General features: G+C 39.2%; 28 protein-coding genes and 2 pseudogenes. 7 read left to right on the top strand and 23 right to left on the bottom strand.

Annotated elements, in window-relative coordinates; all coding sequences use genetic code 11:
• Window positions 1–107: 107 nt before the first annotated feature.
• Complete coding sequence (locus tag M313_RS0104115) at window positions 108–557, bottom strand: TlpA disulfide reductase family protein (RefSeq protein WP_010192748.1); 450 nt, start codon at window positions 555–557, stop codon at window positions 108–110.
• Window positions 558–640: 83 nt separating this feature from the next.
• Window positions 641–1,183 carry a peroxiredoxin gene (locus M313_RS0104110; protein ID WP_010192747.1) on the bottom strand — a complete coding sequence of 181 codons (543 nt, stop codon included), beginning with the start codon at window positions 1,181–1,183 and terminating at the stop codon, window positions 641–643.
• A gap of 369 nt (window positions 1,184–1,552) precedes the next feature.
• Here M313_RS0104110 and M313_RS0104105 point away from each other — a divergent pair, with 369 nt between their 5' ends.
• Entirely contained in the window at window positions 1,553–2,392 is an 840-nt protein-coding gene (locus tag M313_RS0104105) for a mechanosensitive ion channel family protein (RefSeq protein ID WP_010192744.1), read from the top strand.
• A 193-nt stretch (window positions 2,393–2,585) separates the two neighbouring features.
• Here the strand turns inward: M313_RS0104105 and M313_RS0104100 are convergent, their stop codons facing one another.
• The 5 genes from M313_RS0104100 to ccpC form a co-directional block, all read right to left on the bottom strand.
• Window positions 2,586–2,831: a YkuS family protein gene (locus M313_RS0104100; RefSeq protein WP_010192741.1), complete on the bottom strand. Its 246-nt coding sequence runs from the start codon at window positions 2,829–2,831 to the stop codon at window positions 2,586–2,588.
• Between the two features lie 71 nt (window positions 2,832–2,902).
• Entirely contained in the window at window positions 2,903–4,033 is a 1,131-nt protein-coding gene (locus M313_RS0104095; RefSeq protein WP_034774155.1) for an N-acetyldiaminopimelate deacetylase, read from the bottom strand.
• A 69-nt stretch (window positions 4,034–4,102) separates the two neighbouring features.
• A complete protein-coding gene (gene dapD, locus M313_RS0104090; RefSeq protein ID WP_010192738.1) occupies window positions 4,103–4,813 on the bottom strand; it encodes a 2,3,4,5-tetrahydropyridine-2,6-dicarboxylate N-acetyltransferase in 711 nt (236 codons plus the stop codon).
• A 109-nt stretch (window positions 4,814–4,922) separates the two neighbouring features.
• Window positions 4,923–5,759 (bottom strand): DUF368 domain-containing protein, encoded by an 837-nt coding sequence (locus M313_RS0104085; protein ID WP_010192735.1) that lies wholly within the window; start codon window positions 5,757–5,759, stop codon window positions 4,923–4,925.
• Window positions 5,760–5,852: 93 nt separating this feature from the next.
• Window positions 5,853–6,731 carry a transcriptional regulator CcpC gene (gene ccpC / locus M313_RS0104080; RefSeq protein WP_010192732.1) on the bottom strand — a complete coding sequence of 293 codons (879 nt, stop codon included), beginning with the start codon at window positions 6,729–6,731 and terminating at the stop codon, window positions 5,853–5,855.
• Window positions 6,732–6,853: 122 nt separating this feature from the next.
• Here ccpC and M313_RS0104075 point away from each other — a divergent pair, with 122 nt between their 5' ends.
• Entirely contained in the window at window positions 6,854–7,594 is a 741-nt protein-coding gene (locus M313_RS0104075) for a sulfite exporter TauE/SafE family protein (protein ID WP_010192729.1), read from the top strand.
• 35 nt (window positions 7,595–7,629) lie between these two features.
• Here M313_RS0104075 and M313_RS22650 read toward each other — a convergent pair.
• From M313_RS22650 to M313_RS0104035, 7 genes and pseudogenes are all read right to left on the bottom strand, one after another.
• Window positions 7,630–9,157, bottom strand: a pseudogene (locus M313_RS22650) (MDR family MFS transporter).
• A gap of 128 nt (window positions 9,158–9,285) precedes the next feature.
• On the bottom strand, window positions 9,286–9,747 hold the full coding sequence (gene cbpB / locus M313_RS0104065; RefSeq protein WP_010192727.1) for a cyclic-di-AMP-binding protein CbpB: 462 nt from the start codon (window positions 9,745–9,747) through the stop codon (window positions 9,286–9,288).
• Between the two features lie 212 nt (window positions 9,748–9,959).
• A complete protein-coding gene (abbA, locus tag M313_RS25545) occupies window positions 9,960–10,130 on the bottom strand; it encodes an antirepressor AbbA (protein WP_010192724.1) in 171 nt (56 codons plus the stop codon).
• A 32-nt stretch (window positions 10,131–10,162) separates the two neighbouring features.
• Window positions 10,163–10,681 (bottom strand): ribonuclease H-like YkuK family protein, encoded by a 519-nt coding sequence (locus M313_RS0104055; protein ID WP_010192720.1) that lies wholly within the window; start codon window positions 10,679–10,681, stop codon window positions 10,163–10,165.
• 616 nt (window positions 10,682–11,297) lie between these two features.
• Window positions 11,298–11,441 (bottom strand): hypothetical protein, encoded by a 144-nt coding sequence (locus tag M313_RS26080; RefSeq protein WP_087942032.1) that lies wholly within the window; start codon window positions 11,439–11,441, stop codon window positions 11,298–11,300.
• 14 nt (window positions 11,442–11,455) lie between these two features.
• Window positions 11,456–11,842: a YueI family protein gene (locus M313_RS0104040; protein WP_010192714.1), complete on the bottom strand. Its 387-nt coding sequence runs from the start codon at window positions 11,840–11,842 to the stop codon at window positions 11,456–11,458.
• A gap of 43 nt (window positions 11,843–11,885) precedes the next feature.
• Complete coding sequence (locus M313_RS0104035) at window positions 11,886–12,125, bottom strand: YkuJ family protein (RefSeq protein ID WP_010192712.1); 240 nt, start codon at window positions 12,123–12,125, stop codon at window positions 11,886–11,888.
• 217 nt (window positions 12,126–12,342) lie between these two features.
• Between M313_RS0104035 and M313_RS0104025 the strand changes: the two genes are divergently transcribed.
• A complete protein-coding gene (locus M313_RS0104025) occupies window positions 12,343–12,579 on the top strand; it encodes a glutaredoxin domain-containing protein (protein ID WP_010192709.1) in 237 nt (78 codons plus the stop codon).
• Between the two features lie 119 nt (window positions 12,580–12,698).
• Here the strand turns inward: M313_RS0104025 and M313_RS22645 are convergent, their stop codons facing one another.
• The 5 genes from M313_RS22645 to fadH form a co-directional block, all read right to left on the bottom strand.
• A complete protein-coding gene (locus M313_RS22645) occupies window positions 12,699–13,382 on the bottom strand; it encodes a DUF3993 domain-containing protein (protein WP_010192708.1) in 684 nt (227 codons plus the stop codon).
• A 192-nt stretch (window positions 13,383–13,574) separates the two neighbouring features.
• Window positions 13,575–13,835, bottom strand: a complete 261-nt coding sequence (locus M313_RS0104015; protein WP_050780629.1) for a hypothetical protein — start codon at window positions 13,833–13,835, stop codon at window positions 13,575–13,577.
• A gap of 44 nt (window positions 13,836–13,879) precedes the next feature.
• Window positions 13,880–15,097 carry an EAL domain-containing protein gene (locus M313_RS0104010; RefSeq protein ID WP_010192705.1) on the bottom strand — a complete coding sequence of 406 codons (1,218 nt, stop codon included), beginning with the start codon at window positions 15,095–15,097 and terminating at the stop codon, window positions 13,880–13,882.
• A gap of 85 nt (window positions 15,098–15,182) precedes the next feature.
• Window positions 15,183–15,755, bottom strand: a complete 573-nt coding sequence (locus M313_RS24500; protein ID WP_010192703.1) for a LysM peptidoglycan-binding domain-containing protein — start codon at window positions 15,753–15,755, stop codon at window positions 15,183–15,185.
• A gap of 259 nt (window positions 15,756–16,014) precedes the next feature.
• Window positions 16,015–16,782 carry a 2,4-dienoyl-CoA reductase gene (gene fadH / locus M313_RS0103995; protein ID WP_010192699.1) on the bottom strand — a complete coding sequence of 256 codons (768 nt, stop codon included), beginning with the start codon at window positions 16,780–16,782 and terminating at the stop codon, window positions 16,015–16,017.
• A gap of 180 nt (window positions 16,783–16,962) precedes the next feature.
• Here fadH and M313_RS0103990 point away from each other — a divergent pair, with 180 nt between their 5' ends.
• The 4 genes from M313_RS0103990 to M313_RS0103970 all read left to right on the top strand — a co-directional run bounded on the left by M313_RS0103990 (window position 16,963) and on the right by M313_RS0103970 (window position 20,832).
• The gene (locus tag M313_RS0103990) at window positions 16,963–17,823 is read left to right on the top strand and encodes a metallophosphoesterase (protein ID WP_010192697.1); all 861 of its coding nucleotides are present in this window, start codon (window positions 16,963–16,965) and stop codon (window positions 17,821–17,823) included.
• Window positions 17,824–18,168: 345 nt separating this feature from the next.
• Window positions 18,169–18,669, top strand: coding sequence for a L,D-transpeptidase family protein (locus M313_RS0103980; protein ID WP_010192692.1), 501 nt, complete (start codon window positions 18,169–18,171; stop codon window positions 18,667–18,669).
• 95 nt (window positions 18,670–18,764) lie between these two features.
• Window positions 18,765–20,276, top strand: a complete 1,512-nt coding sequence (locus tag M313_RS0103975; protein WP_010192691.1) for an HD domain-containing phosphohydrolase — start codon at window positions 18,765–18,767, stop codon at window positions 20,274–20,276.
• A 73-nt stretch (window positions 20,277–20,349) separates the two neighbouring features.
• The gene (locus M313_RS0103970; RefSeq protein WP_010192689.1) at window positions 20,350–20,832 is read left to right on the top strand and encodes a YkyB family protein; all 483 of its coding nucleotides are present in this window, start codon (window positions 20,350–20,352) and stop codon (window positions 20,830–20,832) included.
• 59 nt (window positions 20,833–20,891) lie between these two features.
• On the opposite strand, the gene M313_RS0103965 is transcribed toward M313_RS0103970, so the two are convergent.
• From M313_RS0103965 to treC, 4 genes and pseudogenes are all read right to left on the bottom strand, one after another.
• A complete protein-coding gene (locus M313_RS0103965; protein WP_010192687.1) occupies window positions 20,892–21,794 on the bottom strand; it encodes a chemotaxis protein in 903 nt (300 codons plus the stop codon).
• Between the two features lie 148 nt (window positions 21,795–21,942).
• Window positions 21,943–23,754 carry an oligoendopeptidase F gene (pepF, locus tag M313_RS0103960; RefSeq protein WP_010192686.1) on the bottom strand — a complete coding sequence of 604 codons (1,812 nt, stop codon included), beginning with the start codon at window positions 23,752–23,754 and terminating at the stop codon, window positions 21,943–21,945.
• A 561-nt stretch (window positions 23,755–24,315) separates the two neighbouring features.
• Entirely contained in the window at window positions 24,316–25,023 is a 708-nt protein-coding gene (gene treR, locus M313_RS0103945; protein ID WP_010192681.1) for a trehalose operon repressor, read from the bottom strand.
• A 27-nt stretch (window positions 25,024–25,050) separates the two neighbouring features.
• Window positions 25,051–26,752 (bottom strand): annotated as a pseudogene (gene treC, locus M313_RS22635) (alpha,alpha-phosphotrehalase).
• Between the last annotated feature and the right edge of the window lie 12 nt (window positions 26,753–26,764).

Below are 26,764 nucleotides of genomic sequence, written 5' to 3'. Positions count from 1 at the left end.
TAGTCTGAGATAAGTGAACAACTTTAGAGTATATGAAAGTGAAGGTGCAAATAGAATCTGTACACAAAAAAGGATCACCAATAAAGGTAATCCTTTGTCTAAACATTTTATTTTTCCATTTCACCTAAAACACGGTTCACACGTTTTTCTAGCATCTTCATTCCGCTGCCTCCAGCTTGGAAGTGACGAAGATTACCTTCTGCATCAAATACATAATATGCTGGAACATATTGATTTTCAAATGCATCTGTCAACTTATGTTCACTGTCCACAAAAATAGGCTGCATGATATCATGTTCATTAGCCGTTTTCTTAATAGAATCAAGATTCAAATCGTCCTCAGAACGTGGCATATGAACAGCTACTACATTCAACTTATCTTTATAATTGTCGCGAAACTCATTCACTTGAGGCATCGCTTCTTTGCATAAATGGCAGCTAACAGACCAGAAATGGATTAGAGTTGGTTTATCTCCAATAAGGTCTTCTCTTGTCACCTGTCCGTTCAACCATTCTGTTGCGCCTATCAATTCAGGCATTGGGGAACGTAATTTCATCGTAACAACCTCCTAGTTTTATCTATGTAGTGCAAAGAAAAGGCCTAACGAAAACGTTAGACCTTATTCTAGGTTGCATCAAATTATAATGTAGCTTGTCCAGGCTTCCAGTTAGCTGGGCATAGTCCGCCAGTTTGTAATGCTTGAAGTACACGTAGTGTTTCTTCTACATCACGGCCGATGTTGTTGTGGAATACTGTTTGGTATTGTAGTTCGCCTTCTGGGCTGATGATGTATAATCCACGTAGAGCGATACCTTCGTCTTCAATAAGAACACCGTAGTCGCGAGATACAACGTGATTAGTGTCAGCAGCTAAAGGATATCTTAATTCGCCAAGACCGTTGTCTTTGCGATCTGTATTGATCCATGCTAAGTGAGTGTGGATAGTATCAGTAGATACTCCAATGATTTCTGCATCTAAGTCTTCGAACTCTTCGTAACGATCAGACATTGCAGTGATTTCAGTCGGGCAAACGAACGTGAAATCCATTGGGTAGAAGAAAAGTACTGTCCACTTATCGTTTTTCATATTTTCTTCTAAGCTTACTTTTCCAAATTCTTTGTTTGGTAATACAGCGTCCATTTCAAAACGTGGAGCTTGTTTACCTACCATGCGTTCTGCCATTTGTAAATCCCTCCAAGTTGTAATTTCAAATGAGAAAATCAATAGATATTTCTCATTTAGTTATTTAATCAACATCAACTATTATATACCACACATTATTTTTAGTCAATGTTAAATGATAATTAATTTAAATAAGGAATTTAATAAAATGTTCATTTATCAAATTTCACCTTGTTGGTATTCCCTATATATAGCGTGATGATAAATGGGAATTTTTTCTCACACCTTATACTACCATTCTTTCCTTGAAGAACAAAACAATAAGCTTAATCAATCCTTTTCCGTAAATCATTTGGTTTTCGTAAACGAATCCTTTATAATGCCTTATTAGAGCATACATAAATTAATTAGGAAGGGAGTAATCGTTATATGGTATTTGATTTATCTGATATTGATTTCTACGCAATATTGACTGCATTAGGTATTCTTTTTCTGAAACTTATTGTGATTCTCATCGTTTATACAATTGTAAAATCCATAGGAAGCAAAATCATTACGCGTGCATTCGCAAGAGCGTCACAAAAACAGGGGATTTCTCCTGGAAGGGCAAAAACCCTAGAGAAGCTAACCGTTAACATCTTTACATATGCTTTAATCTTTTTCCTTGTCATTATGGTACTTGAAAATGTATTTGCCGTTGAAACAACTGCTATTTTAGCAGGTGCAGGGGTTGTTGGCCTTGCCATTGGATTCGGGGCACAGGGAATTGTCAGTGATGTTGTGACAGGCTTCTTCCTTCTATTAGAAAAACAAGTCGATGTTGATGATTATGTTACAACTGCCGGTTTTTCAGGAATTGTGGAAGAAGTGGGCCTGCGTACAACAAAGATTAGGGATTTCGACGGTTCCTTGCATTATGTACCAAACCGCGAAATATCGAATTTAACCAACCATTCTCGTGGAAACATGAGGGCGTTGATTGATATCGGCATCTCCTATGATGATAATATCGACCAAGCAATCGAAGTGATGCAACACGTATGCGAACAGATTGCAGCAGAAGATGAATCCATTATTGAAGGTCCAAATGTAATTGGTGTTCAAGGCCTTGGTGCTTCTGATGTGGTCATCCGCATCATCGCGAAAACCGAAAACATGCAACAATGGGCTGTAGAACGTAAGTTACGCAAAACCCTTAAAGAAGCACTTGATGCAAACGGTATCGAAATCCCGTTTCCACATCAAGTCTATATTGAGAAAAAGGATTAAACTACTTAAAGCAAATGAAACTACCTTGTTGATTGGAGTGGAAGGCGCGCAGACGCCCGCGGGAGGAAGGGACAGGTGAGACCCCACAGGCGAAGCCGAGGAGGCTCACGGACCGCCCGCAGGCAAGCGAAGCGCCTGGAACGGAAATCAACCGTTTCTCCAACCAAAAAAAAGAGCCATCACGGCTCTTTTTTTAATGGTTTATTCTGCTTTCCACCTGTTGGCAAATCTGATCAGCTGTCATTCCGCTAGCTTCAATTACAGAACCAGCAGTGACACTATTGGAGATACCCATTACATTATTGTCGATTCCCGTTACAACGCAGCAGTCACAGCCTTTTGCGTCGTTTTCATTCGTTAATTGAACAACATCGTAACCTTTTTGTTGCAACGCTTGTTGAACATCTGTTAAGGATTGTTCTACACCGATTTTTGGCATATGTAATCCACCTCCTCTTTGTTAATTTGGCTTTCAAGCGCCAAATTATACAAGGGACGAAAATAAATATGTCAGTTCGCTTTGAAATTGAAATAAGAAATGATGGTACTAATCGCTACACCGATAGCATCTTCGTTCGGGTTCAATTTTGAATGATGCAGTCCATATGGCGATTCCGCTCCAAGCCAGAACATGAACCCAGGAATGTTTTCAATCATGTACCCATAATCCTCACCCGTCATCGCCTCTTTACATTCCACTACACGAACATTGGTGTTTTCCGATACATATTGCATGAACTCTTCTGTAAGTGCAGGATCATTATCCACCTGATGATACATGCTGCCGTAATCGATAGTTGTTTGGCAGTTGTATCCCACTTCCACGCCATGAACAAGTGCTTCTATCCGCTCTTTTACTTTTTTCATACTTTCAACGGATAGGGTACGAATTGTCCCCTCCAGCCGCGCACGCTCCGCTATGATGTTTTGGACGGTACCACCTGTAATTTTCCCAATTGTAATAACCGCGCTGTCGAGTGGATCTACATTACGGGCAATAACCGTTTGTAACTGTGTTACCAGCGAACATGCAGCAACTACCATATCATTTGTCTGATGTGGGTACGCTGCATGACCTCCACGGCCTTTAAGATCGATGAATAGCTCCGAAGTGTTGGCAAAAAGAAGCCCCTGCTTTGTAGCAATCGTACCGACTGGATATTCAGGGGCGATATGAAGGGCAACGATCATATCCGGTTTCCAGGCTTTGAAGATTTCTGATTGAATCATCGGCAACGCACCACCAGGGCCCTCTTCAGCTGGTTGAAACATAAACAGGATGTTATCAGATGCAGGATTCTGAGAAAAATGAGTCAGGATTCCCAGGGCAATACTCATATGCATATCATGTCCGCATGCATGCATCATTCCTTCATGTAAAGAATGAAAAGACAGATCTGTTTCCTCCGTGATAGGCAATCCATCTATGTCCGCTCTGTAACCAATTGTTTTTGTCGGATTGGTTCCGTGAACTCTTACAAAAATCCCAGTTTCCCAAGTTTTAATTTCTATATGATCCTGAGGGAGGTTATATATATAACGAAGCAAATATCCTTGTGTTTTCGTTTCTTGAAATCCCTTTTCAGGCATTTGATGCAGGTCTCTTCTTATCTGTATAAAGGGATTGATTAAGTTAGACACGACAGTTCCTCTCTTTCTAAGAAAAAGACGTGGAGTTAAGCACCCACGCCTTTTTTCTTTTCTTCTTTATTATAATTGACGAAGTTCTTGTTTAATTTCCGTTTTGGACTTCGTTTTTTCATCAATATCTTTAATTTTTCTTGCAGGTGTTCCAGCTACCACTGTATATGGTGCCACATCATCAATAACGATGGCTCCAGCTGCTACAACTGCACCTTTTCCTACAGTAACGCCTTCTAGTACTACTGCATTTGCTCCAATTACTACATCGTTTTCGATGACAACCGGCTTAGCAGAAGGTGGCTCAATTACACCAGCAAGAACAGTTCCCGCACCGATGTGACAGTTTTTACCGACTGTAGCGCGTCCTCCAAGTACAACATTCATATCAATCATCGTACCTTCTCCAACTACGGATCCGATATTGATGGAAGCTCCCATCATGATGACAGCATTGTCGCCGATTTCCACTTGATCACGGATAATTGCGCCTGGCTCGATACGAGCTTTTACACCTTTCATATCAAGTAGAGGAATGGCAGAGTTGCGACGGTCGTTTTCCACTACAAAGTCTTCAATTTTCGCTTCGTTCTCTTTCAAAGCCACTTCAATTTCAGCCCACTCGCCAAATACAACTCCGCTATTGCCATTTAAGAAAGTTTTTGAGGAAGCACCAAAGTCGATGCCTTCCACGTCACCTTTCACATAAACCTTTACAGGTGTGGATTTAGTACTGTTTTGAATAAAAGAAATAATCTCGTTTGCATCCATCATTTTCATTATGTAATTCCTCCTAAAACAATAAGTCTTTATCCCTTTACTCTATCAAACAAAGAAAAGTGTGACAAGTAAAAAAAATTATACATTTTTCATATAGAAAAAGAGAGACTCATTCTGTCTCTCTTTTGGCAACCATTTTTTCATTTGTGCGTGCGATAAATTGAACCACAATTAAACCAATGATGAAGGTAATGATGCTAATTACATTTGCAAGCATGCTTTGGGAAAAGCCCGGGAAAACAATTAGCGTCGATCCCATCACAAGGCCAATGATAGCTGCAAATGTAATTTTCGGAAAGTGCTCTAAGACGTATTTGATCAGTTTACTTGAAATGATAAATCCGACAGCAACTCCTGCACCGATAGTAAGGATGATAGGGATATTGATATCTTTAAGTGCCGCGATTGCTGTGGTGTAAAAACCAAGAATCAATAATACCATCGAGCCACTGATACCAGGTAAAAGCATTGTCATACTAGCAATCCAGCCAGCAAAGAACAGACTGATGGCTGATCCAAGAGTTAAAGTTTCAATTACCGGTCTTGTGGACTCCTGCAAGAATGCCATAGAACCAACCAATACGAGGGAAAGTAAAAGGGCAAAATAATGTTGTGCTTTAAATGTCTGTAACATATTAGATTCTTTAGCTAGTAGTGGTAATACACCAATAATCAATCCTAAAAATAAGAACATGGTCGGTTGTGGATAGGTATGTAACAAGTAATCGAGCAGATGACTGAAGATTAACAATGCTCCTACAATCCCAATACCCAAAGGAATAAGGAACTTAAGGTGCTTTAACCAATCTCTACTGAAAATCCCGCTTATTGACTCAATTAAACGGTCGTAAATTCCCAAGATAAAAGCAATCGTACCTCCACTTACACCAGGTATCACATCACTGATACCCATTAACATTCCGCGAAAAATATTTTTCCATTCCATAAAAGTGCTCCACCTTAATATTAAGTCTAGTATCTTAAAGCTTTATATTACTATTTCTTCTCTAGATAATCCAATATTATCTCAATAGAAGGATCATTTTCCTCCATGTTCATATTCCTCTAATACTTCTAGAAACGCCTCTACCTGCTTTAAATTAAAGGAAGACTCATATCCAATTAACCAAGTATCCCGGTGCAAATTGGACACTTCATCTTCTTCTAGCGGAATTTTTTTAATGTTATCATAATCATCCTGCAAGGTGATGGACGGCAGGATTGCATAGCCGATTCCATTCAACGCCATCTGTTTACATGTCTCAATTTGATCTACCACAATTGTGCGCTTTGGCGGTGCCTGAAATTTCTTATGCCACCAAACTTGGATTTCTTGATAATAGGTCGAATCACTCTTAAATTGGATAAACGGGCGCTCTGTAAGTTCAAGTTCAGAAAGCTCTTTTATTTCCGTATCTACCAGGTAAAGTTTGTCTCTCAGCACATGTTTCTTTACCCCTTTCCATTCCGGATTTCCCCGAATAATCCCCAAGTGAACTTCATCTTCATATAAACTTTTGACAATATCACTGCTCCAACCTGTTACAAGAGAGACTTTCGCATTTGGATATTTCTGAATAAATCTCTTCAATACTTTAGGCAGCCAATATTGCCCTATGATGGTGGCCACTGCAATTTTAAGGGTCCCGTAAATTTCTTTATCCAAAGAAGTAATATCTTCTCTTACCTTCGCTTCTTTTGCCAGTACCTCTTCGGCAAATTCCACAATCTTTTCTCCGGCTGGTGTAATTAGTAATCCTTTTTGCGTTCTGATAAATATTTTCGTATTCCAATTTTTTTCAATGGATTGCAGTCTTTGTGATAAAGCAGGTTGGGAAACAAATAAGCGTTCAGATGCTTTTCTCATATTTTTTTCTTTTGCCAATACCGATAAAATTTGAAATTCTGATGTGTTCATAAACTACCCTCAATATAAGTTTTTCTTATAGTATATCTTAATATTAATGTCATTTCATTATGACTTTTAAAAGCATACACTGAAGTAGCAACAGAAAGTACCGTTGAAAGAAGGTGACATCAATGGAAACATCCTACTACTATCTTACCTTAATTGGTTTTATCGCAACATTCGTCGGAACCCTCGGAGGAGGCGGCGGCCTTATTAATTTGCCTTCTATGCTACTTTTGGGAGTACCTATTCATACCGCGATTGCCGCAAATAAGTTTTCAAATTCTTTTAGTTCATTCACTAGCTTTTACACGATATGGAAAAAGCAACAAGTTCAATTGAAGCTTGGTTTATCCATTGTGCCTTTTACCATCATTGGAGGCATCAGTGGTGCATTGCTGGCCTCCTTTCTTACAGAGGAAGTCTTGCTTAAAGTTGCTTTGGTGTTGTTGTTCATTGCCACCATTCTAAATATCGTAAAATCGAATTTTAAAAAAACAAAAAACACCGGAACTCCTACCCCGCTTTTTTATCCAACTTATATAGGTATTGGCGCCTTCGATGGTTTATTCGGTCCAGGGCAAGCTACTCTGCTTATGCATTCCTTTTTAAATGCTGGACATTCTTTTCTTACCAGCATTGGACTAACAAGACTCCAAACTTTTACAAGTTGCACAGTCTCATTTTGGGTTTACTTCTCCATGGGGTATTTCGATTGGAGGGTCGGGGTGGCCTTAGGGTTAGGATCTTTTGTAGGTGCTCAAACTGCAATTAAACTGGCTAACAGGCTGGCTTTTCTTCCTTGGCAAAAGATACTTAGCGCGTTTTCTATTTTTCTCATACTCTATTTGTCTATAAAAATTATTCTGTAATAAAAGAAAAAACGGCAACTCTTAAATTATTATCCTTAAGAGTTGCCGTTTTCTTCATTTTTCTTAGGTAAGAGCAATATTAATAAAAAGCTGATGACCGCAAATCCTGCAACGACAAGGTAAACGGTCTGAAGTGCGGAAGTCAGTCCATCTTGAAGCAAGACTCTCATGGATTCTGTAAGTTGATTGCGCTGCTCCTCATTAAGAAGAAGCGTCGTCGAGTCTAAAGAAAATTGATCCAAGGCTCCATTTTCCCGTAGATGCTCCTGAATTCTTGAGTTCAAGATTCCACCTAACAATGCTGCTCCAATGGTACTTCCGAGCGTTCTCATAAACATATTGGATGCTGTTGCGACTCCTCGTTTTTGCCAAGGAACGGTGCTTTGTATAGAGACGATGAAGGCAGTTGTGGAAAACCCCATTCCGACTCCAATCATGAACGAACCAAATGCAGCCCAGACTGGACCGTCATCAGGGCTCAATGTCAATAAAAATGATGCTTCCAAGTATCAGCGCAACTCCTCCAATAATGGAAGTGGTTCTGAAACCTATTTTTAACAAAAGCCTGCCTGCTATCATGGCAGCGATTGGCCATCCAATGGACATGGTAGTCAGGGTGAAGCCTGCAACAATCGGTGGCCTTTCCATAACACCTTGCACAAATGCTGGTAGGAAGCTAGAAATACCAATTAACATGACACCTGTTGTCAACGAAGTCGTATTGGCAATTAAGATAGACCTTTCTTGCCATATATCAAACGGCATCATTGGATCTTTCGCTCTCTTTTCTTGCAAAATAAAGAATATAAAAGTTATCAAGGATAAGGAAATAAGGCTAAATACAGGAGCTGAAATCCACTCCCACCTTACACCGCCCTCTACCATGACAAGCATGAATGAACTTACAGATACAAATAATAAGCCAGCTCCTGCATAGTCAATGGAGTGCTTCTTCTTTTCCACTCCCTCATGCAGAAAGAGATACAGACCGATAATGGCTAAAATGCCTAAAGGGATATTTACCCAGAATACAAATCTCCAGCTAACATACTGAACAAGCAATCCGCCTATAGCTGGCCCTAAGATTGCAGAGATTCCCCATACACTCGATAAATACCCTTGTATCTTTGCCCGTTCCTCCTTTGTGTACATATCCCCCACAATAGTGGAGGCTATCGGCATAACGGCTCCTGCCCCAAAACCTTGAATAAAACGAAACACGATTAACATTTCAATGGAAGTAGCCATTCCGCATAATAAAGATCCGATTAAAAAGACGATAATTCCAAATGTAAGGATTGGTTTTCTACCAAACAGGTCCGACAGTTTTCCATATATTAAGACTGTTACAGCATTCATCAATAAATAGGAAGAAAATACCCAACTGTATAAAGAGAATCCCCCAAGATCTGCAGCAATTGCCGGCATCGCTGTAGACACAATCGTCGCTTCAATGGCTGCCATGAACATTGCCAGCATAATAGCTGCTAGGACCAATGCCTTCTTCGTTTTGTTTGGTGAGGCTTGTTTCACTTCTTGCCTCTCAAGTGTTGCAGTTCCCATATGTTTCCCTTCTCTCTCTATTGAATAACTCTATAGATTCTTAGTATGCTTCATATATTTCGTGACTCTATGTAAATTGTACCCTTTAACCAAATTAATGCAACCTTGAATTTTAACAAAAAAAGACCCTATGCTTCAGGGTCTTTTTTCGTTTCATTCGTTTGAAAATGTGTATTTAATCTATCTAAGATTGTACGACGGGTCAGGATACCTTCAAATACATCGTTCTCATCTTGTACACAGACAAAAGGATGGTCCACTAGTAACTCCAAACCCTTCTCCACTGTATCCGTTACATTTAAACAAGGAAGTTCTTTATTCATCACATCTTCAACAATCATATGTTCAAGTTTATCAAATTCAATTCGCTCTAATCCAAGTATAGAATCCATAATGTGGGTAGTGCTGACAAGACCATGTAACCTATATTTAGGATCTAGAACAGGAACAGCTGTATATCCTGTTTTAGTCAGAACTAGTAAAGCGTGTTCCAGATTATTCTTAACTTGCACATGTGCCACCCGTTCGGCTGGAATAATTAAATCTTTAATGGTTGCTCCTAATACTTTACTACTTTGGAGGCTGATCATAAATGTTCTTCCTCTCTATATTTACTCTCTAATACTATATGCCACTTTGTGTAATTGACCAATATTATTGTAGCACAAATATGACTTGGACTCGAATTTTAACCAAAATAAAATAATCGTCTTTCTTCGACAAAGATTAACTTAAAACTTGTAAAATTAAGAGTAAAACAAAAAAACTGCCCTAGATTAGGCAGCTACTGGAAGACGTCCCGCTATGAGATTTTATCATACAGTTCAATCAGTTTTTGATAGGTTCTAGTCTCAAGTTCCTTTTCCCCCACCTCTATATCGTTTATTTCACTGATTACCAATTCCTTGGCCACGTCAGTTGATATTAATAAGGTTACCAACAGATCTTTTTCCTCTTGAGTTAAAGTCACCATTTCACCATTTTCCCTCCTTTCCACGATTGTTTTTACTTTGTATAGCGGTTTGCGTAACAAAAGGCTGTATAAGCATCCGGCTTTATTTTGGCATCTAGGCCCATGGCAGTAATCCGACCTGTCATTTCCTGTATGAAATCTTTTGTAGCACCTTTTTGTCCAATATCGAGATGAATTTCAAAATGGAAATCCGCGCCATGCTCTAAATGTGGCAGTAAAAGATTTTGTATCTTTTCCAATTTTTCCATTGTAAATAACATCGCAATTTCTTGACTTAAAGCAGTCTCAAGCGAAATTTTTTCATGCAGGCTTCTAATGGCTCTATTTACGATGTATGGTCTTACACAACCCCAAGCACCCTTACCAACCCGATGCAAATGCACCGCTGTCATGAATTTGGTTTCCTGTTGATGAACATGCGAATCTGTACCGATAGATAGTAAGTATGGGGCCCTCACGTCTTTTTGGATAAACAAAAGGATCTTTTCATAAGCTTGTTCAAAAGTAAGGTAGCCGTGGGTAATATTAATAAACTTGCTGGGGTTATCCATTTATCCACTTCCTTTTCCGTACTTTCCCTTATACTTATATGTTCCTTTCTCCCAAAAAAGTAGTGTTTTCTTCGTTCAAGCTGGTTGGATGACAAATATATCTACATTATTGTCGCGATTATCAAAAGTTTATACGTTAAATCCAATGAATTTTCAGCTGTTGATCGCAAAAAAACAAGTAAAAACTCGGAAGCCTTTTTAATCTAAAATCATTCATTAGGTGATTGATTAATCCGCTGTTCCTTTCCGCAAATGGCTGCGCTTTCCGCGGGGCGACCTTGAGCCTCCTCGCATTCGCTGCGGGGTCTCAACATTGCCGCTACTCCCCTGCAGGAGTCTTCGCCATTTGCTCCATTCCACAGCTAGGAATTACATGAGCAAAAGGTTATGCTTTTACGTTATTTAGGTTAGACTGCTTTCTAAACTTACGGTGAATGGAATAACCTTGTTGATTGGAGTGGAAGGCGCGCAGACGCCCGCGGGAGGAAGGGACAGGTGAGAACCCCACAACGGAGTGAGGAGGCTTACGGACCGCCCGCAGGCAAGCGAAGCGCCTGGAACGGAAATCAACCAGATCATAAACACAAAAAAACCAGGCTGTGGATGGACAGCCTGGTTAACCTTTACTTGTATGGATTTGTGACTTCGAATACGCACAATGCGGGCATCGATACATGACATTTTGATTTGAATGGGCAGTAAGTACTTTATCCATTTCTTCTTCTCGATTGCACTTAGGACAATGAACCGTTGGCATCATGTAAACCACTCCTACTATAAATGTCGTTGAAACTCTTCCTTTGATACAAAGATATCTTCTTTATCAATTGCTGTAGGACTAGAAAGGACTAGTCCAATATTGGTAGAGGACGCTTTATCGTCGACAATAGTAAATGGGATATTGTTATCATTCGCAATCCGAATATATTTGGAAAGATGTATATAATCCAATTCCCCATCCAGATACAGTTTGGAAGAAGGGTATCTTTTCATTAGATCTGCAATGGGCTTATAAGGTTTTTGCTGGATCACTTGGCCGTTTGTCAATGCAAGAATAATTCGCTCACGAATTTGCGAGAGGTATTCCCGTCTCTCACTTGCCTTTGTTTCCGGTGTTCCTTTAAGCCCTTTATCTATATAATCATCAATGTTTTTACCCATGTAACTTCCCTCCATTTCGAAATTCAGGGTTTCCCTGGAATTCTTAGTGGATCAGGTCGAATATTTCAATAGCAATCATATCAATATTATCAAATTGATATGTTTTAGGGTTTTCCCCTTTTAGAAATACTTCCAATTCATATGTATTGGTCTTGTCGAAGAATTTCACGCTGCACACTTTTTCTCCGTTTACTTCAAAAAAGCGTTGTGCTGGTTCATTTCCTGCTTCTGATGTTTCCTTTAAATCATTCAATCTTTTTACAATCCCTACTAATAGTGACATGTAACAACTCTCCTTCTATTCCTTCCTACCTATATCATTCACCTTGTTTTGTAAGGCCATTCGTTTTTTTGTACAAAACCTTTCAATATCCGGTAAAATAAAAGTTAGGAATACAAATTTATAATAATGTTCGAACATAACTTCCCTTTTATTGTAGTCTAAAATGACGAATAAAACATGCGAAGTTGTGAATTTTTTCTTACGAGGAGCTGTATCCATGAATATAACCGTCTATACTCAACCTGATTGTCCCCCGTGTCAGGTGGTAAAACAATTTTTAACACACCATAATATCTCCTATAAGGTGATTGACATCTCTGAGAACCTAGAAGCAAGAGATTATTTAGTACATGAATTACAGTCTTATTCCACTCCTACTGTAACAGTCGATGAGCAGGTTGTAAAAGGATTTGACCTGTCAAAGCTGCAAAATTTATTAGGTATAGAGGAATAAGTCTCTGAACCTGATTCCGCAAGAAAATACATCATACCATTAATAAGACGGTAGAAGAAAGCATTTTATTTGTTACCATTAAAAAAGAGCGTGTTTTGTCACGCTCTTTGCTAGTGGGATTATCTTGTCACAAGAAAGGTATTCTGATTATAATCATGAAGTAATTGAGATGCCATCATCCCGATCGTTACTGGTAAGGAATGAAAAAAGGGATAGGCAAACATTCCAAATGGGGTGATTCGATTCATCCTTACATCTTTCACCGAGCCTTTAGTAACGATTAAGTCCTCTTGTTTCTTTTTTTCATTGTTTTTCACAAAATCGGGCATCTCATATTCAAACCCATAGTCATTCACTTTCCAGCCTGAAGGTGTTTCTTGTAGCTTTACGTACTCATAGTGGTCATCATAAAGGCTTGGCATATCCTCCTCAGATGTGAAAAATTCATATATGATTATCTCATCCTCACTGCTTTCCATCACCTTCGTTTCTTCATCATAGCTAAAGAAAGGAATGTAATAAGCGGGAAAGTCGGTTCCGTATGTTATATAGCCTGCTTCTTCCTCGAATAAATGCTCCTTAAGAAATGATTGTTGATATTCTTTTGTAAAATACGGATCTAATACCAGGTCAATTTCTTCTAAAGAACGATGTTTCTCTCCTAAGGAAAGCTGTGATTGAAACGCATCTTTCAAAAAGGTATAAACTTCTTCGTCTCTAGGGGATTGTTCAGCGCTGGCATAATTTGATCCGTAAAATAGTATGGTTATAATGGCAATAATTCCTGTCATACTTTTAAGCAATCCATTCTCCTCCTCAGATGATGTGTTCTAATTGTATCAAGAACAGAGCGGACAAGGGTTCGTAACCGTTCGTAAAATTACGTTGAAAACTGACAAATTATTCACTCTATTAACTTTTACCCTCATTTTTAAAGACAAAACAAAAATACGGATAAAACAAAAACCCTTACATTTTATGTAAGGGTTTTTGCATTACCAGTTGGAATTCAGTCCTGCATATACGATATATGACAATACCAATACCGCCGCAATTAAGTAGGTTAAAAAAACAGGATTTCTTAGCACATAATGATCCTGAACCTTCTCATCGATAGAAGAATCCTGATTTGCTGACTGCGTACTTGACTGCCGACCAACTTTATAAGTGTAAATCATTCCACCAGCTAAAATAAGCAATGCCACTATTAGCAAAATAAAATCAAAAGAACCCATTTCTATCACCTCACCGAGCATACTATACTCTTAAGGTAAACAAACGGGTAAATTCTATTCATAGCTTATAAAAGATCCTGGTTTTCATATAGATACTCATAAGAAATATCCACATATAGGAACCGGTTTTGATTAATCAGACAAGAATAGGTCCGAACACTTTCACCTGATTCAATATCACTATACAAGTCGGATAATATTCCTTTTTTCTCGATAGTCATTTTCATGACATGTTCAAGGAAATATGGCCTCCAACTCCAGTTTTTCCCTTTATAACTTTTGTCTGGTTTCCACTTTCCATTATCTTTTGTGAGATTCGAAGAAAGCTGAAATCCATTTTCATCACAAACATACATTCTGAAGCTGATGTTTGTTAGTTCGTCCGCGATGGAGTTCAACCATTCATCATAATCTTCAAGGTTATGTCCTTTCAGAATAAGTGGTTGAAGTCTAGTTTGAAGCATACCGGTAAACTGGTGAATGGCTTGCAATTTCCTTTTCTCATAACGAATGAATTGTTGGAACTTTTCTACAAGAACATTTTTTGCATGGTAAATGTCAATAAAATTAGGTTCAGGTTTATGCAGATAGTAACCCTGGTAGTACCTTCCACCATTTCTCCAAGCATACTGTAATTGAAAAGATGCTTCCATGTTCTCATACATTAATGCAGCTCCTATTTTCCTAGATAAAATGGATAAAGAATACAAAATATCTTGGTGGGCCGCGACTTCATATGATTGACGAAGGATTTCTAAATTAACCTTTAGTATATTAGGATTTAAGCGTCCAATTCGATCCATATTTGCACCAGCATCCCCGATATTTGCTACAGAAAGTTGGATACCATAAGTCCTATAGTAATTGAAAAGATGTTGGAGAAATTCCTCCCCTTCCATAGATGAATGTTCATCTACTTCAATTACAATATTCTCAAGCTTTAACCCTTTTGGAACATAGGATAGAAAGAGTTCAAGCAAGGATTCCCCCTGATCTTCCAAAAGAAGTTCTGCATTTTGGTTGAAAAATAACTTCGACGTGCAATCTTGCTCGGTATAATAGGTTAAAGCTTTATTTATGATAACCTTATCCACTTCGAGCTGGTATTCCCCAGGCACTGTTTTATCACGAAAAAATGCCCCTAAACTTTTCACATCACCGTTCTCCATCTGGAATCTTCCAAGTACTTCATACCCAATGACTTCTTGGGAAGCAGCACTGAAAATTGCTTGATAATAAGGGGTGACCTTTTCGATATTTGTCATAATATCAAGTGGATCCATCTCGTTCTCCCCTTTGTCTTGTTTGGAACGATTATATCATGATTTAGCCCAATTTATGACGCGAAAATAAAAAGGTGACAGGATTTTATTGCATTCTTTTTGGGATTTTTAATTCTTGGCCAATTTTCAAGCAATCAGTATCGAGATTGTTTAATCGTCTAATTGAATCCCGTGAAATATCATATCTCTTAGCTATTTTTAGTAAGCTGTCTGAAGTTACCACTGTGTGAAGATAACAAGGTACCTTAATGTTCATCCCAACAAATATGGTATCACCATCAAGTTGATTTACCTTTCTTAAGCTATTCTCATCAACTGAAAACATTTGCGATATGTCTTTTAACGTTTCATTTTGTTTCACTTTGTAACTTCCGCAAGCTGGACCTTCTAACAGTTCTCTTGTGGCTCCATTCTTTTCATCTAGTACAGCTATGAGAAATTGTTGAAATTTCACTCGATAGCTGTTGACAACCGTCCCTTTGGGCAATACTTCTGAGGCCAATTTCCTTGCTGAATCCAGTAGGTTTTTTCTTTTTGATAATTTTTCATGGTTACTGGCGTATTCAACGGAAAACTCGTAGAATGCTTCTGTTGGGTTAATATATACTGTTAATTCTTTATTTTCTTCGTCCCAGTCATACTTGTAATAAATGCTCATTGGGTTTCCTCCTTGTTGCTTTTGCTTAGTATGAGCAAAACGGGTATACAAGTATGAAAAAAAGCCCGGTAAAGCAATAAAATTGCTTTACTCGAGCTTTTACCTTCTTTACAACCGCTGTTAATTTCCGCAAATGGCTTCGCTTTCCGCGGGGCGACCTTGAGCCTCCTCACTTCGTTGCGGGGTCTCAACATTGCCGCTACTCCCCCGCAGGAGTCTTCGCCTTTTGCTCCAATTAACAGCTATAAATCACTATAACTTAAAACGGGAATGGTTGGAGCCATTGGCCGCCGTCCATGGTTACGCATTCTCCATTTATGTAGGCTGCTTTTTCGGAGCTTAGGAAAAATGCTAATTCTGCAATTTCTTCAGGTGTACCAAAACGCTTCAATGGGACACTTTCCGCAACTTTTTTAGCTTCTTCCTCAGATTGCATCAATTTGTCTGCCCCACCAGTTCTTTCGATAGGTCCTGGAGCAATTGCATTTACGCGGATTCCGTATTTTGTTCCCCATTCCACCGCAAGGGTTCTAGTAAGAGATAGTACTCCTGCTTTCGCAGCAGCAGAATGCACCACACCTGCTCCCGCATTCCAAGCGTAAGTTGCTACCATGTTAATCATGCTGCCCTTCACATTTCTTTGCATCCAATAATTCCCTACGGCAGAGCTGCAATAAAACGTTCCATTCAAGACGATGTCAATGACAGACTTCCAACCGTTAACAGATAATTTTTCAGCCGGGCAGATAAAGTTACCGGCTGCATTGTTGACAAGCACATCAATTCTACCAAATGCTTCGTCCGTCAACTTAACCATTCTCTCCACATGCTCAGGCTCTCTTACATCCATCTGCACTGTCAATACCTCACCATCATGTCCCTGAATCTCCTCTTTAGCTTGCGCAAGGCGATCAAGATCACGACCGGTAATCACCACATTATAACCTTCTTGAGCGAACTTCAACGCCATATATTTCCCCATACCGCTAGAGCCACCCGTAACGATGACAACTTTCTTTTCTCCCATAAAATCTCCCCCAATCCTATGTCTCTATACTATTCTAACCTAATATTCAAAATAATTAAAATGTTTTATAAAATTTATACAAAAAGTTTCCATATAAAAGTAGAAAGATAGAAAGAGAAATTCCTCTCTAAAAGGTGCTATAATGGTTGATATCATATTAGGTAAGGTTGGTATATATATATGAGTAAAATGACGAGGCGAGGCTTTTTTAAACGTATCTTTACAATAGTCTTCACCGCTTTGCTGACAACTGGTGTAGGCTATTTTTATGCTAGATATATAGAACCAAAACAAATGAACATATTAAAACATAAAGTTAAGCACTCTACTATTCCTAAAAGTTTTTCCGGAATAAAGATTGCTCAATTTTCTGATACGCATGTTGGCCATCATTTCGGACAAGCAGAATTAGAAAAAGTAGTACGCCTTATAAATGAAGAGGAACCTGATATTGTCTTTTTCACTGGAGATCTGATGGACAATCCATTAGAGTACGATGGCTCCTATAACCTTATAAATATCTTGAAACAAATCAAAGCTCCACTTGGCAAATTTGCGATTTATGGAAACCACGACCATGGAGGATATGGAACAGAGACTTATGAGGAAATTATGGAGTCTTCCGATTTCACTGTGTTAAAAAATGAGAATACTACCATAGAGTTAATAGACAAAAGTCAAATATACATTGCAGGTGTGGATGATTTGATGCTGGGAAGACCTGATTTTAATGAAACTTTGCGTAATATCCCTGAAGATGCTTATACGATATTATTGGCCCATGAAGGGGATGCAGCTGACTCTATAGCAGAGCAGTTTCATGTAAATCTTCAACTTTCCGGACACTCCCATGGAGGACAAGTGCAGATTCCCTTTTTCGGTCCGCTTATTACTCCTCCTCTTGGATCCAAGTTTTATGAAGGCTTTTACTATTTTGATGATTTGACTCTATATGTGAATAAAGGGCTAGGCACTACTAGGGAACCTTACCGCTTTTTGGCGCCGCCGGAAATTACATTTTTCACTTTAGAACGTCAATAAATGGGCTATCTGGTACAAGCGCAAGCCCTTTACCATTGCCATACCTTATAGAGACCCTATAAAGGAGGCATATGTCTATGTATCGAAACTACCCGAATAACAGATTTATTGGAGGATTAGGTTTCGGGTTTCCTTTTTTTCCGTTTTTAGGGGGATTGGCAGTAGGCTCTCTTTTAGCTCCTAGACCATACTATCCACCTTATCCTTATTATGGACCATACCCAGGACCGTACCCGAGACCATATCCACCTTATCCTTATTATAGATAATGGAATGATCAAAACCCAACGCCGCTGCACACTCTGCACCGGCTTTTTTTACATCAAGATAAAAGAGGTGAGTTTGGTGGCTGTACATGTAGTGAGGCGAGGAGAAACACTAAGTTCTATTTCGTTGGATTATCGGCGGCCATTGGCTGAGATTTTGGCTGTAAATTCCATTTCAAACCCTAATGTAATATATCCTGGTCAGCTAATCATCATTCCCGGTCTTCCTGATGCAAATACCATCCCCTATTCCATTGAAATATCCATTACTAACAGGAAACTGGTTCTAAAGGGAAATGGGATCATTATTAAAACATATCCCATTGCAGTTGGCAGGATGCTCTTTGAAACACCTGTTGGCAATTATGTTATAGTAAACCGACAACCTAACCCTGGTGGACCATTCGGTGCAATGTGGCTCTCCCTCTCCAAATTATCCTATGGAATTCATGGCACGAACGATCCCAGCTCTATTGGAAAGGCTGTCTCACGAGGATGTGTCCGCATGTATAACCAAGATGTCCTTCAACTTGCATCCATGGTACCTAATGGGACCAGTGTTCTAATTCGCCCTTCATAACATTTACTTTCCATATCCAACAAATTTACTAGAACATACCGATAAGATTGATTATAATTGTACTAGAAATATTTAGTGATAAAGGAAGGGATTTCTTGCATCAGCAAACATATACTCGTTTTGTAAAACAGCTTGTCATAAATTATATCCTTGGTTCATCCATAGCAGTTCTTGGGGTAGGCGGCATTCTAATCTTCTCTACGCTAAACCTATCCCTTTCTGAGATTACTATCATGGTTAGCATTTTATTTTCTTCTGCATTCATCATGGTGCTGTGTGAATTTTATGCATTCCATAAACAACTGCAACCGATCAAAGTGATACTTACCAATACAAATAATACATATTCCGACTTTCAGAAAGCTTTTTTACATATACAACGCTTTCCCATTTTAACAGTTAAAAGAATTATAGGCCCCCACCTGCTTGGGCTTTCTGTTCCCGCCATCACCCTTGCGATAATCTGCATACACTCAGGGCTCTTGAACATGCCCTTTCGATATGTCTTTCTTGCTTCTCTTGGTGCCGTGTTAATTGCCGGAATGCACGCGTTTATAGAGTATTTTCTTACTGTCAAAGCGATTAGACCGGTTTTGGACTGTTTACAGGAAACCACTCAGAAAGTGCATCAACTTCCTTTATCTATAAACGGTGATATCATCGTATCTTTACGTACGAAATTTCTTGTAGGAGCATTATTTATCGGGATCTTTCCAGTACTTTTATTCAGTTTGGCAACCGAAGTCCGTTTTGAAACTCTTACCTTGGAAGTGGATTTCTGGAATTGGGGAGTATTGATTCTTCTCATTGCTGCAGGGTTTTCTTCTTTTGGGGCTTTTTTGTTATTCAAAGACATCATCCAACCCATCTCTCAACTGTTAAAAGGCATGCAAAACGTAGAAAATAACAATCTATCACCCGCAAAGGAACTGTATTCTGATGAATTTTCCCAAGTGATTCAAGGCTTTAATTCCATGGTGCAAGGACTTGAAGAGAGAAATGAAACGAATAGGCTGTTGATGGAAAGTTTCTATCAAACCCTCTCCACCACCCTTGACGCACGCGACCCCTATACAGCAGGACATTCATTGAGGGTAAGCAGGTACTCCGTATTAATTGGCAAAAAAGCTGGACTGCCCCCTCATCAGCTTGAGCTGTTAAAAAACGCCGCCCTTCTTCATGACATCGGCAAAATCGGAGTGAAGGACGAGGTATTATTAAAGGATGGGAAGCTTACAGATTTAGAATTCGAGGAAATAAAACGACATCCTTTGCTTGGCGCCACAATTTTAGACCAAGTACAGCCAAAAGAGGCAATGTCACCATTAATCCAAGGTGTCAGAAACCATCATGAACGCTTTGATGGAAATGGCTACCCTGATAGATTAATTGGTCACGAGATTCCGCTTTTCGGCAGAATCATTGCTGTCGCAGATGCCTATGACGCCATGACATCGGATCGTCCATATCGGCTAGGGATGAAAAAGGATAAGGCACTGGTTATTCTGCAAAGCGGAAGGGGCACCCAATGGGATCCGGAGTTTGTTGATATTTTTATCTCCATTATGAATAAAAACACGGAACATGCTCTAGCTTCAGCCCGTTAATGGATGAAGTTGGGGCTACCCTTCCATTTTCAGTGAAGGCACAGTATAATAAGGGAAAGGAAAGGAGCCTATTATGCATAATAAAAGTTATTCAAACCAAAGAAAAACCGATTCCCCTATTGAATCTTCTATTGAAAACCTCTCACGTGCCATCTTTACTGTCAATCGGCATGCAAAAACCGCGCCGGATCCAAAGTTTCTCTATACATTAAAAAGAAAAGCCTTAGAGAAACTTATCACCGAAGGCAAAGCTACAAAAAAAGGATTGCATTTTTCTAGAAACCCCAAGAACAGCCGCCAACAATCTGACGTTCTTGTATTGGCAGGGGAATATTACTTTCACCTTCCGCCTACAAAAGAAGACTTCACAGAATTGCCGCATCTTGGCGAGTTAAATGATCATTATCGCAATCCCAAAGCTAACATGTCATTATCTGTAGCAAAAAGTTTACTTCAACGGTACACCAATTTCCAACCGACAGAAGGACAAAAAAACCATCCAAAAAGACAGTACCAAAAGCCTGTATTTAAAAAACTTGGTGAGAGCTACTTATAAGATGAATTGACAAAAGCCCAATCTTTTAATAGATTGGGCTTTTCCATTTCTTTATTAGGTCAGTTAATTAGCAGTTGGTCATCTAGTAATTCCACTAACTTTGTCAATTGGGGTTTGCTGATTTGGGCATTCGCTCCTACTTGTTCCCCTTTATGTCTGAGATGATCTGTTATCAGGGATGAGAAGATGATAACCGGTATCTTGGAAAGAACGCCATCTTCCTTGATTTTCTTTGTGAGGTGATGACCATCCATTTGGGGCATCTCAATATCCGTAATTAACAAGTCCACCTTTTGCTCTCCATTTTTGACTACGGTCTCCATGAAATCCCATGCACTTTTTCCATTTTCAAAGAATTGAATATGTTCAAATCCTGCACCTAGCAATGTCTCTTCTAAAAGTTTTCTTAGCATCGGAGAATCTTCAGCAATGATAATCCGTTTTTCACTTCGAGCAGGGTTAAGATTTTTATGAAGACGGGACGCTTCTTTATCAAGGTTAGGATATATATCAAACATAATCTTCTCCACATCCAATAGAAGTATCATCTGTGATGGTTGTTTGATAATCCCGGTGATATGATCTTCAAATCCATGCTGTAAGGAAGCCGGTTTTTCCATTTCAGCCCATGATAAACGGTGAATCTGAGTTACGTGATCGACCCTCAAAATGACTTTCATGCCATTGAATTCTGTAACGATAAACTTTTCTTCCAAAAACTCACTTTTCTCTTCTATATTTAATGCCGTTCTTAGGTTAATGATTGGCAGCACTTCTCCCCTTAGTTCCATGATTCCTTCCACATTTTTGTGAGAATGTGGGATTTTGGTGACGGCTACAGGTTTGATGATTTCTCTTACTTTTAATACATTTATGCCAAAGCTGGTACTACCTATTAGAAACTCAAGAAATTCCACTTCATTTGTACCGGAGTCTAATAAGATTCCACTTGTCTTTTCCATATTTGATACGCCCTTCCGTTCTTTACTAATTAGTCCTCTTCTTTTTTTATCGGGTTTAGTGCGGAAATGTTGATAGATTAGCTGGTTCATTTCGGAAAAGGCTAAAAAGAAACACCTTATCTGTGTTTAGATAAGGTGCTGGGGAGGTTTAGGAAAAGCTCTTTTCTAGTTCGTCAATCAATGATCCAACATAATCGACAGCTGTCTTAATTGGTTCAGGTGTTGTCATATCAACTCCACCCAATTGCATCAATTCTAACGGTTTCAATGTTCCTCCTGCTTTTAAAGCGGATAACCAACGATCCACAGCCGGCTGGCCTTCCTCCTGGATCTTTTTGGCTGCTGCCGTAGAAGCAGTCAGGCCAGCAGAATAAGTATATGGATAAAGCCCCATATAATAATGTGGCTGTCGCATCCAGGTCAATCCAGCTCCTTCATCCATTTCCACTGCATCTCCCCAGAATTCAGAAAGCAATGCGGTCTTTTGTTCACAGAGGACATTAGCAGTAATAGGAGTCCCTTTATCTGCTAGGTTGTAAACCCTGCGCTGAAGCTCCCCTTCAAGAATATGTGTCACAAAGTTATGATAATACGTCCCTAATGATTGTAAGATTACCCATCTGCGCATTCTTTCATCATTTGGCTGAGATAAGATGTGCTGACTTAAGAGCATTTCATTCATAGTGGAAGGCGCTTCGACAAAATACCTTGATGGACGGGTGTTAGAAAGCTTCTGGTATCTGCCTGCTAAACGGAAATGCCCTGCATGACCCAATTCATGTGCCAGTGTATAGGCATTCCTCATCGAGTCACTCCATGTCATGAGAATGTATGGATGAACACCATACGGACTGGAACAAAAAGCACCAGAACCCTTCCCTACGTTATCAGCCAGATCAACCCAACGATTGTTTAGCCCTTCTTCCATAATTTCCATGTATTCAGGTCCCATCACTTCCAAGGAATCTAAAATTAATTTGGATGCTTCCTCATAGGTAATCTCAGGGTTGAAATCTGGATCTAGTGGAGCTTTTAAGTCACAGAAATGCATCTTCTCCAAACCCAGCACGCGCTTTTTCAATTTTGCATATCTGCGCATATGTGGTGCCAACTCATGTTGGATGGTATCCAACTGATTATGATACATTTCTTTAGTCACCTGTTGGTCGTGAAGAAGCATATCCGATACAGAATCATAGTTTCGCAGACGCGCTTCTACTACCTGCTTTTTCACTTCAGTTGCATAAGTAGCTGCGTACGTATGCTTGTATTGTTTTAGAGTCTCAATAAACGTTTGATACGCTTTTCTACGTAATTCTGTATTGGAAGACCCTTCATAATTAGGAAAAGAATTAAAAGATAAAGGGTGCTCTTTTCCATCTTCAGTAAAGAATGAAGGAAATCTCATATCCGAAATTAAACTTCTTTGATAGATGGTATATGGTGCATTATGCACCTCTCCGAAAGCAGAAAGTACTTCTTCTGCCTCAGGCGAAAGTTTATGTGGCTTTGTTTCCAAAACATCCACCAAGGTTTTTTTATACTCTTCCAACTCTGGTTCTTCTAATATGTATGCATTCAATGTTTCTTCGTTTAGTTGGAGGATCTCAGATTGGAAAAACGATATACTTGCGCTAAAGTTGGAAAGCATGCCGCCTACACGAGTTGAATTTGCTTGATTACCAGGGTTTGTCCCATCTTCGGATTGTTTCAAGGATGCATAAGTCATCACCCTCATAACTCTTTCTGTCAATGAATCTTTGTCCTTTAAACACATAAGTAATGTTTTCGCATCTTTCACAACTTTTCCTTTATAACGAGTGACAGTGGAAAGATCTTGTTGGACCGCTTGTAATTCCTGCTCCCATTCTACTGTGGAACCAAACAAATCTTCAAGGTTCCAAGTTTGCTCTACCGGGACTTCCTCTCTTTTCAATGCTTTATTTAATACCTGTGCCATTTACTTCCCCTCCATTTATTTCGATATTCGAATCTTTAATATAACCATTATATAAGAAGATAAGGGTAATTTAAATGATATTTTTGAAAATTAAAATATATATCGAAAGAACAAAATCGCTAATGCAGCATAAACCTGCGGACAAATGAGATATCAATCTCTTTAGACGCTTCCTAATCTTGCCTTTGCGCTTTTATTTTGATTATTCTATTAATTTCATTGAAACCATGGCCGTTATACGGGCAATGAGGACATCTCTATTCCTTTTTCTTCGTCACTGGAGTCTTCATTCGGGTGATGAGTACCTCTCTCCTCCTTTTTTCTCGTCACTGAGGTCTTCATAACGATGATGAGGACATCTCTCCTCCTATTTCTTCGTCACTAAGGTCTTCATACCCGCGATGAGTACCTCTCTCCTCCTTTTTCTTCGTCACTAAGGTCTTCATACCCGGAATGAGTACCTTTCCTCCTTTCCTGTCACTGAGGTCTTCATACCTGCGATGAGGACGCTAAAAAGCAATAAAGACACTCTCGTATAACCGAGAGTGCCTTTCCTCATTATCATTTCATTCTTCTTGCAAAATCAACAAATCGGAATTTGTCCAGTCGGTGGCGCGATTCCGTATATTGAAAGGGACTTGCATCATCCAGATGGACGATACTTTTCACCACTACCACATGAGTAAGTCCATTTAAGTCCAGTAACTGCCTGTCCTCATCTGTTGCTTCCTCTACTGTTACCTCTTTATCGGCAAATGCTATCTGCAGACCTTGCTCTGACTCAAGATAGTTGTAAATGGAGTTTTTGCAAATATCCTGGTCAAGATAAGGAACCTGGCTTTTGATAAAGTAATCTTTATCCAAGATAATACTTTCATCATCCACTCTGCGCGACCGGACTACCTTCCATAGTTCGCTTTCCCCTAATTTAGATTCTAACTCAGAAGAGTCTACTACACTTTGTAGTTCGTGCACAACTGTTTGCCAAGGCCTACCCATTTTCTCGGCAAGTTCCTTGAAGCTGACCAAGCCTGAAATGGGAAAATCAAATTTATCACGTGCAAGTACAATAGAGCCTTTTCCACGAACTTTTTGAATATAACCATTCTGAGCAAGTTGATTTAGAGCCTTTCTTACCGTTTCTCTTGAAGTATCGAAAAGTTCCATCAGATCATGCTCGGACGGAAGCTTACTCCCCGCCATGAATTCCTGTTTTTCTATTTTCATTACCAACTGCTGATAAATTGCCTGATATTTGTTATTTTTCATTTTCTACCACCTATAGCTATTGTAGCACTACTTTTTCAGGTGATAAACGATGGATTCGTATGGACGAAGGGTTATTTCATTAAACTGATTGCTAGAATCTTTATAGTTGCTTACCAACACTTCTGACTTGTAACCATCTACATCAATATCCACTGGCAGCACAAAAGAACTTTCTATGCCATAATAATTGCTCACTACAAGAAGTTTTTCATTCTCACTATTACGCATATAGGCAAAGATTTGCGGATGATCTCCGGAAATCAATTGGAAATCTCCATGTGTGATAACATCATAGTTCTTGCGTAGTTCAATTAACTTTTTATAATGATAGAAAACGGAATCTTCGTCATTCAAAGCCGACTCTGCGTTAATTTCTTTATAATTACCCGCTACTCCAATCCAAGGTGTGCCATTCGTGAACCCGGCATTTTCATCACGATTCCACTGCACCGGTGTTCTTGAATTATCGCGGGACTTATGACGGAGGATCTCCAATATTTCCTCCTCACTCATTCCAGCTTCCTTCTTTAAATTAAAAATATTTAAGGATTCCACGTCCCGGTAGTCACTTATTTTCACAAACCCTGGGTTAGTCATTCCAAACTCTTCTCCTTGATAAATGTAAGGAGTACCTCTCATCATATGCATGCTTGTTGCTAGCATTTTTGCTGATTTATTGTGATATTTGCCATCATCTCCATATCGGGATACGACACGTGGTTGATCATGATTGCACCAGAACAAGGCATTCCAACCGCCGCCTTTTTCCATCTCAATTTGCCATGTAGATAAAATATCCTTTAATTGTTGGAAATCAAAATCTGCAACAGACCATTTTTCTCCATTCGGATAATCCACTTTTAAATGATGGAAGTTAAATGTCATGCTGAGCTCGTTTCGATCTGGTCGAGTGTAGTTAATACAATGATCAATTGTAGTCGAGGACATTTCCCCTACCGTCATGCTGTCATACTTAGAAAATACTTTTTCGTACATTTCGTTCATATATTCGTGTACTCGCGGTCCATCTGTGTAAAATTTACGGCCATCGCCTGGAGGCACCGATCCGTCATCATCCGGAAAACTCTGGTCTTTGGAAATGAGGTTAATTACATCCAACCTAAAATCCATCCACTCCCTTTTCAAACCAAAAAGTCATCATATCATAGACTTGTTTGCGAACTTCTTCATTCTCCCAATTCAAGTCTGCTTGCGTCACATCAAATAGATGCAAATACCATTGACCTGTTTTTTCATCAAATTCCCAAGCATTTCCACCAAACTTGGATTCCCAATTTGTCGGTTCACTGCCATCTTGCTTGCTGTCTTTCCAAATATAAAAATCGCGATAAGGGTTATTATCTTTCTGTTCTATTGATTTCTGGAACCATTCATGCTCGGTGGATGTATGGTTCACAACAATGTCCATGATAACTTTAATTCCTCTATCATGTGCTTGGGACAAAAGCTGATCAAAATCTTCCATCGTTCCGTATTCTTCGTGAATGGAAAAATAATCGCTGATATCATAACCATTATCTTTTTGCGGTGATTTATAAATAGGAGTCAACCAAATAACATCCACTCCAAGTTCTTTTAAGTAATCAAGCTTCTCAATAATACCTTGGATATCACCTACTCCGTTTCCTGTAGTATCATTGAAGCTTTTTGGATAAATCTGATAAACAACAGACCTTTTCCACCACGGTTCTTGTTCTATTTTACTCATCTTCAAGCACCT

This window comes from Bacillus sp. m3-13 (genome assembly GCF_000175075.1).
GTDB classification, from domain to species: domain Bacteria; phylum Bacillota; class Bacilli; order Bacillales; family Bacillaceae_I; genus Sutcliffiella_A; species Sutcliffiella_A horikoshii_C.
Note: the sequence above shows the minus strand (reverse complement) of the source record. Positions and strands in the feature narration are given on the sequence as shown.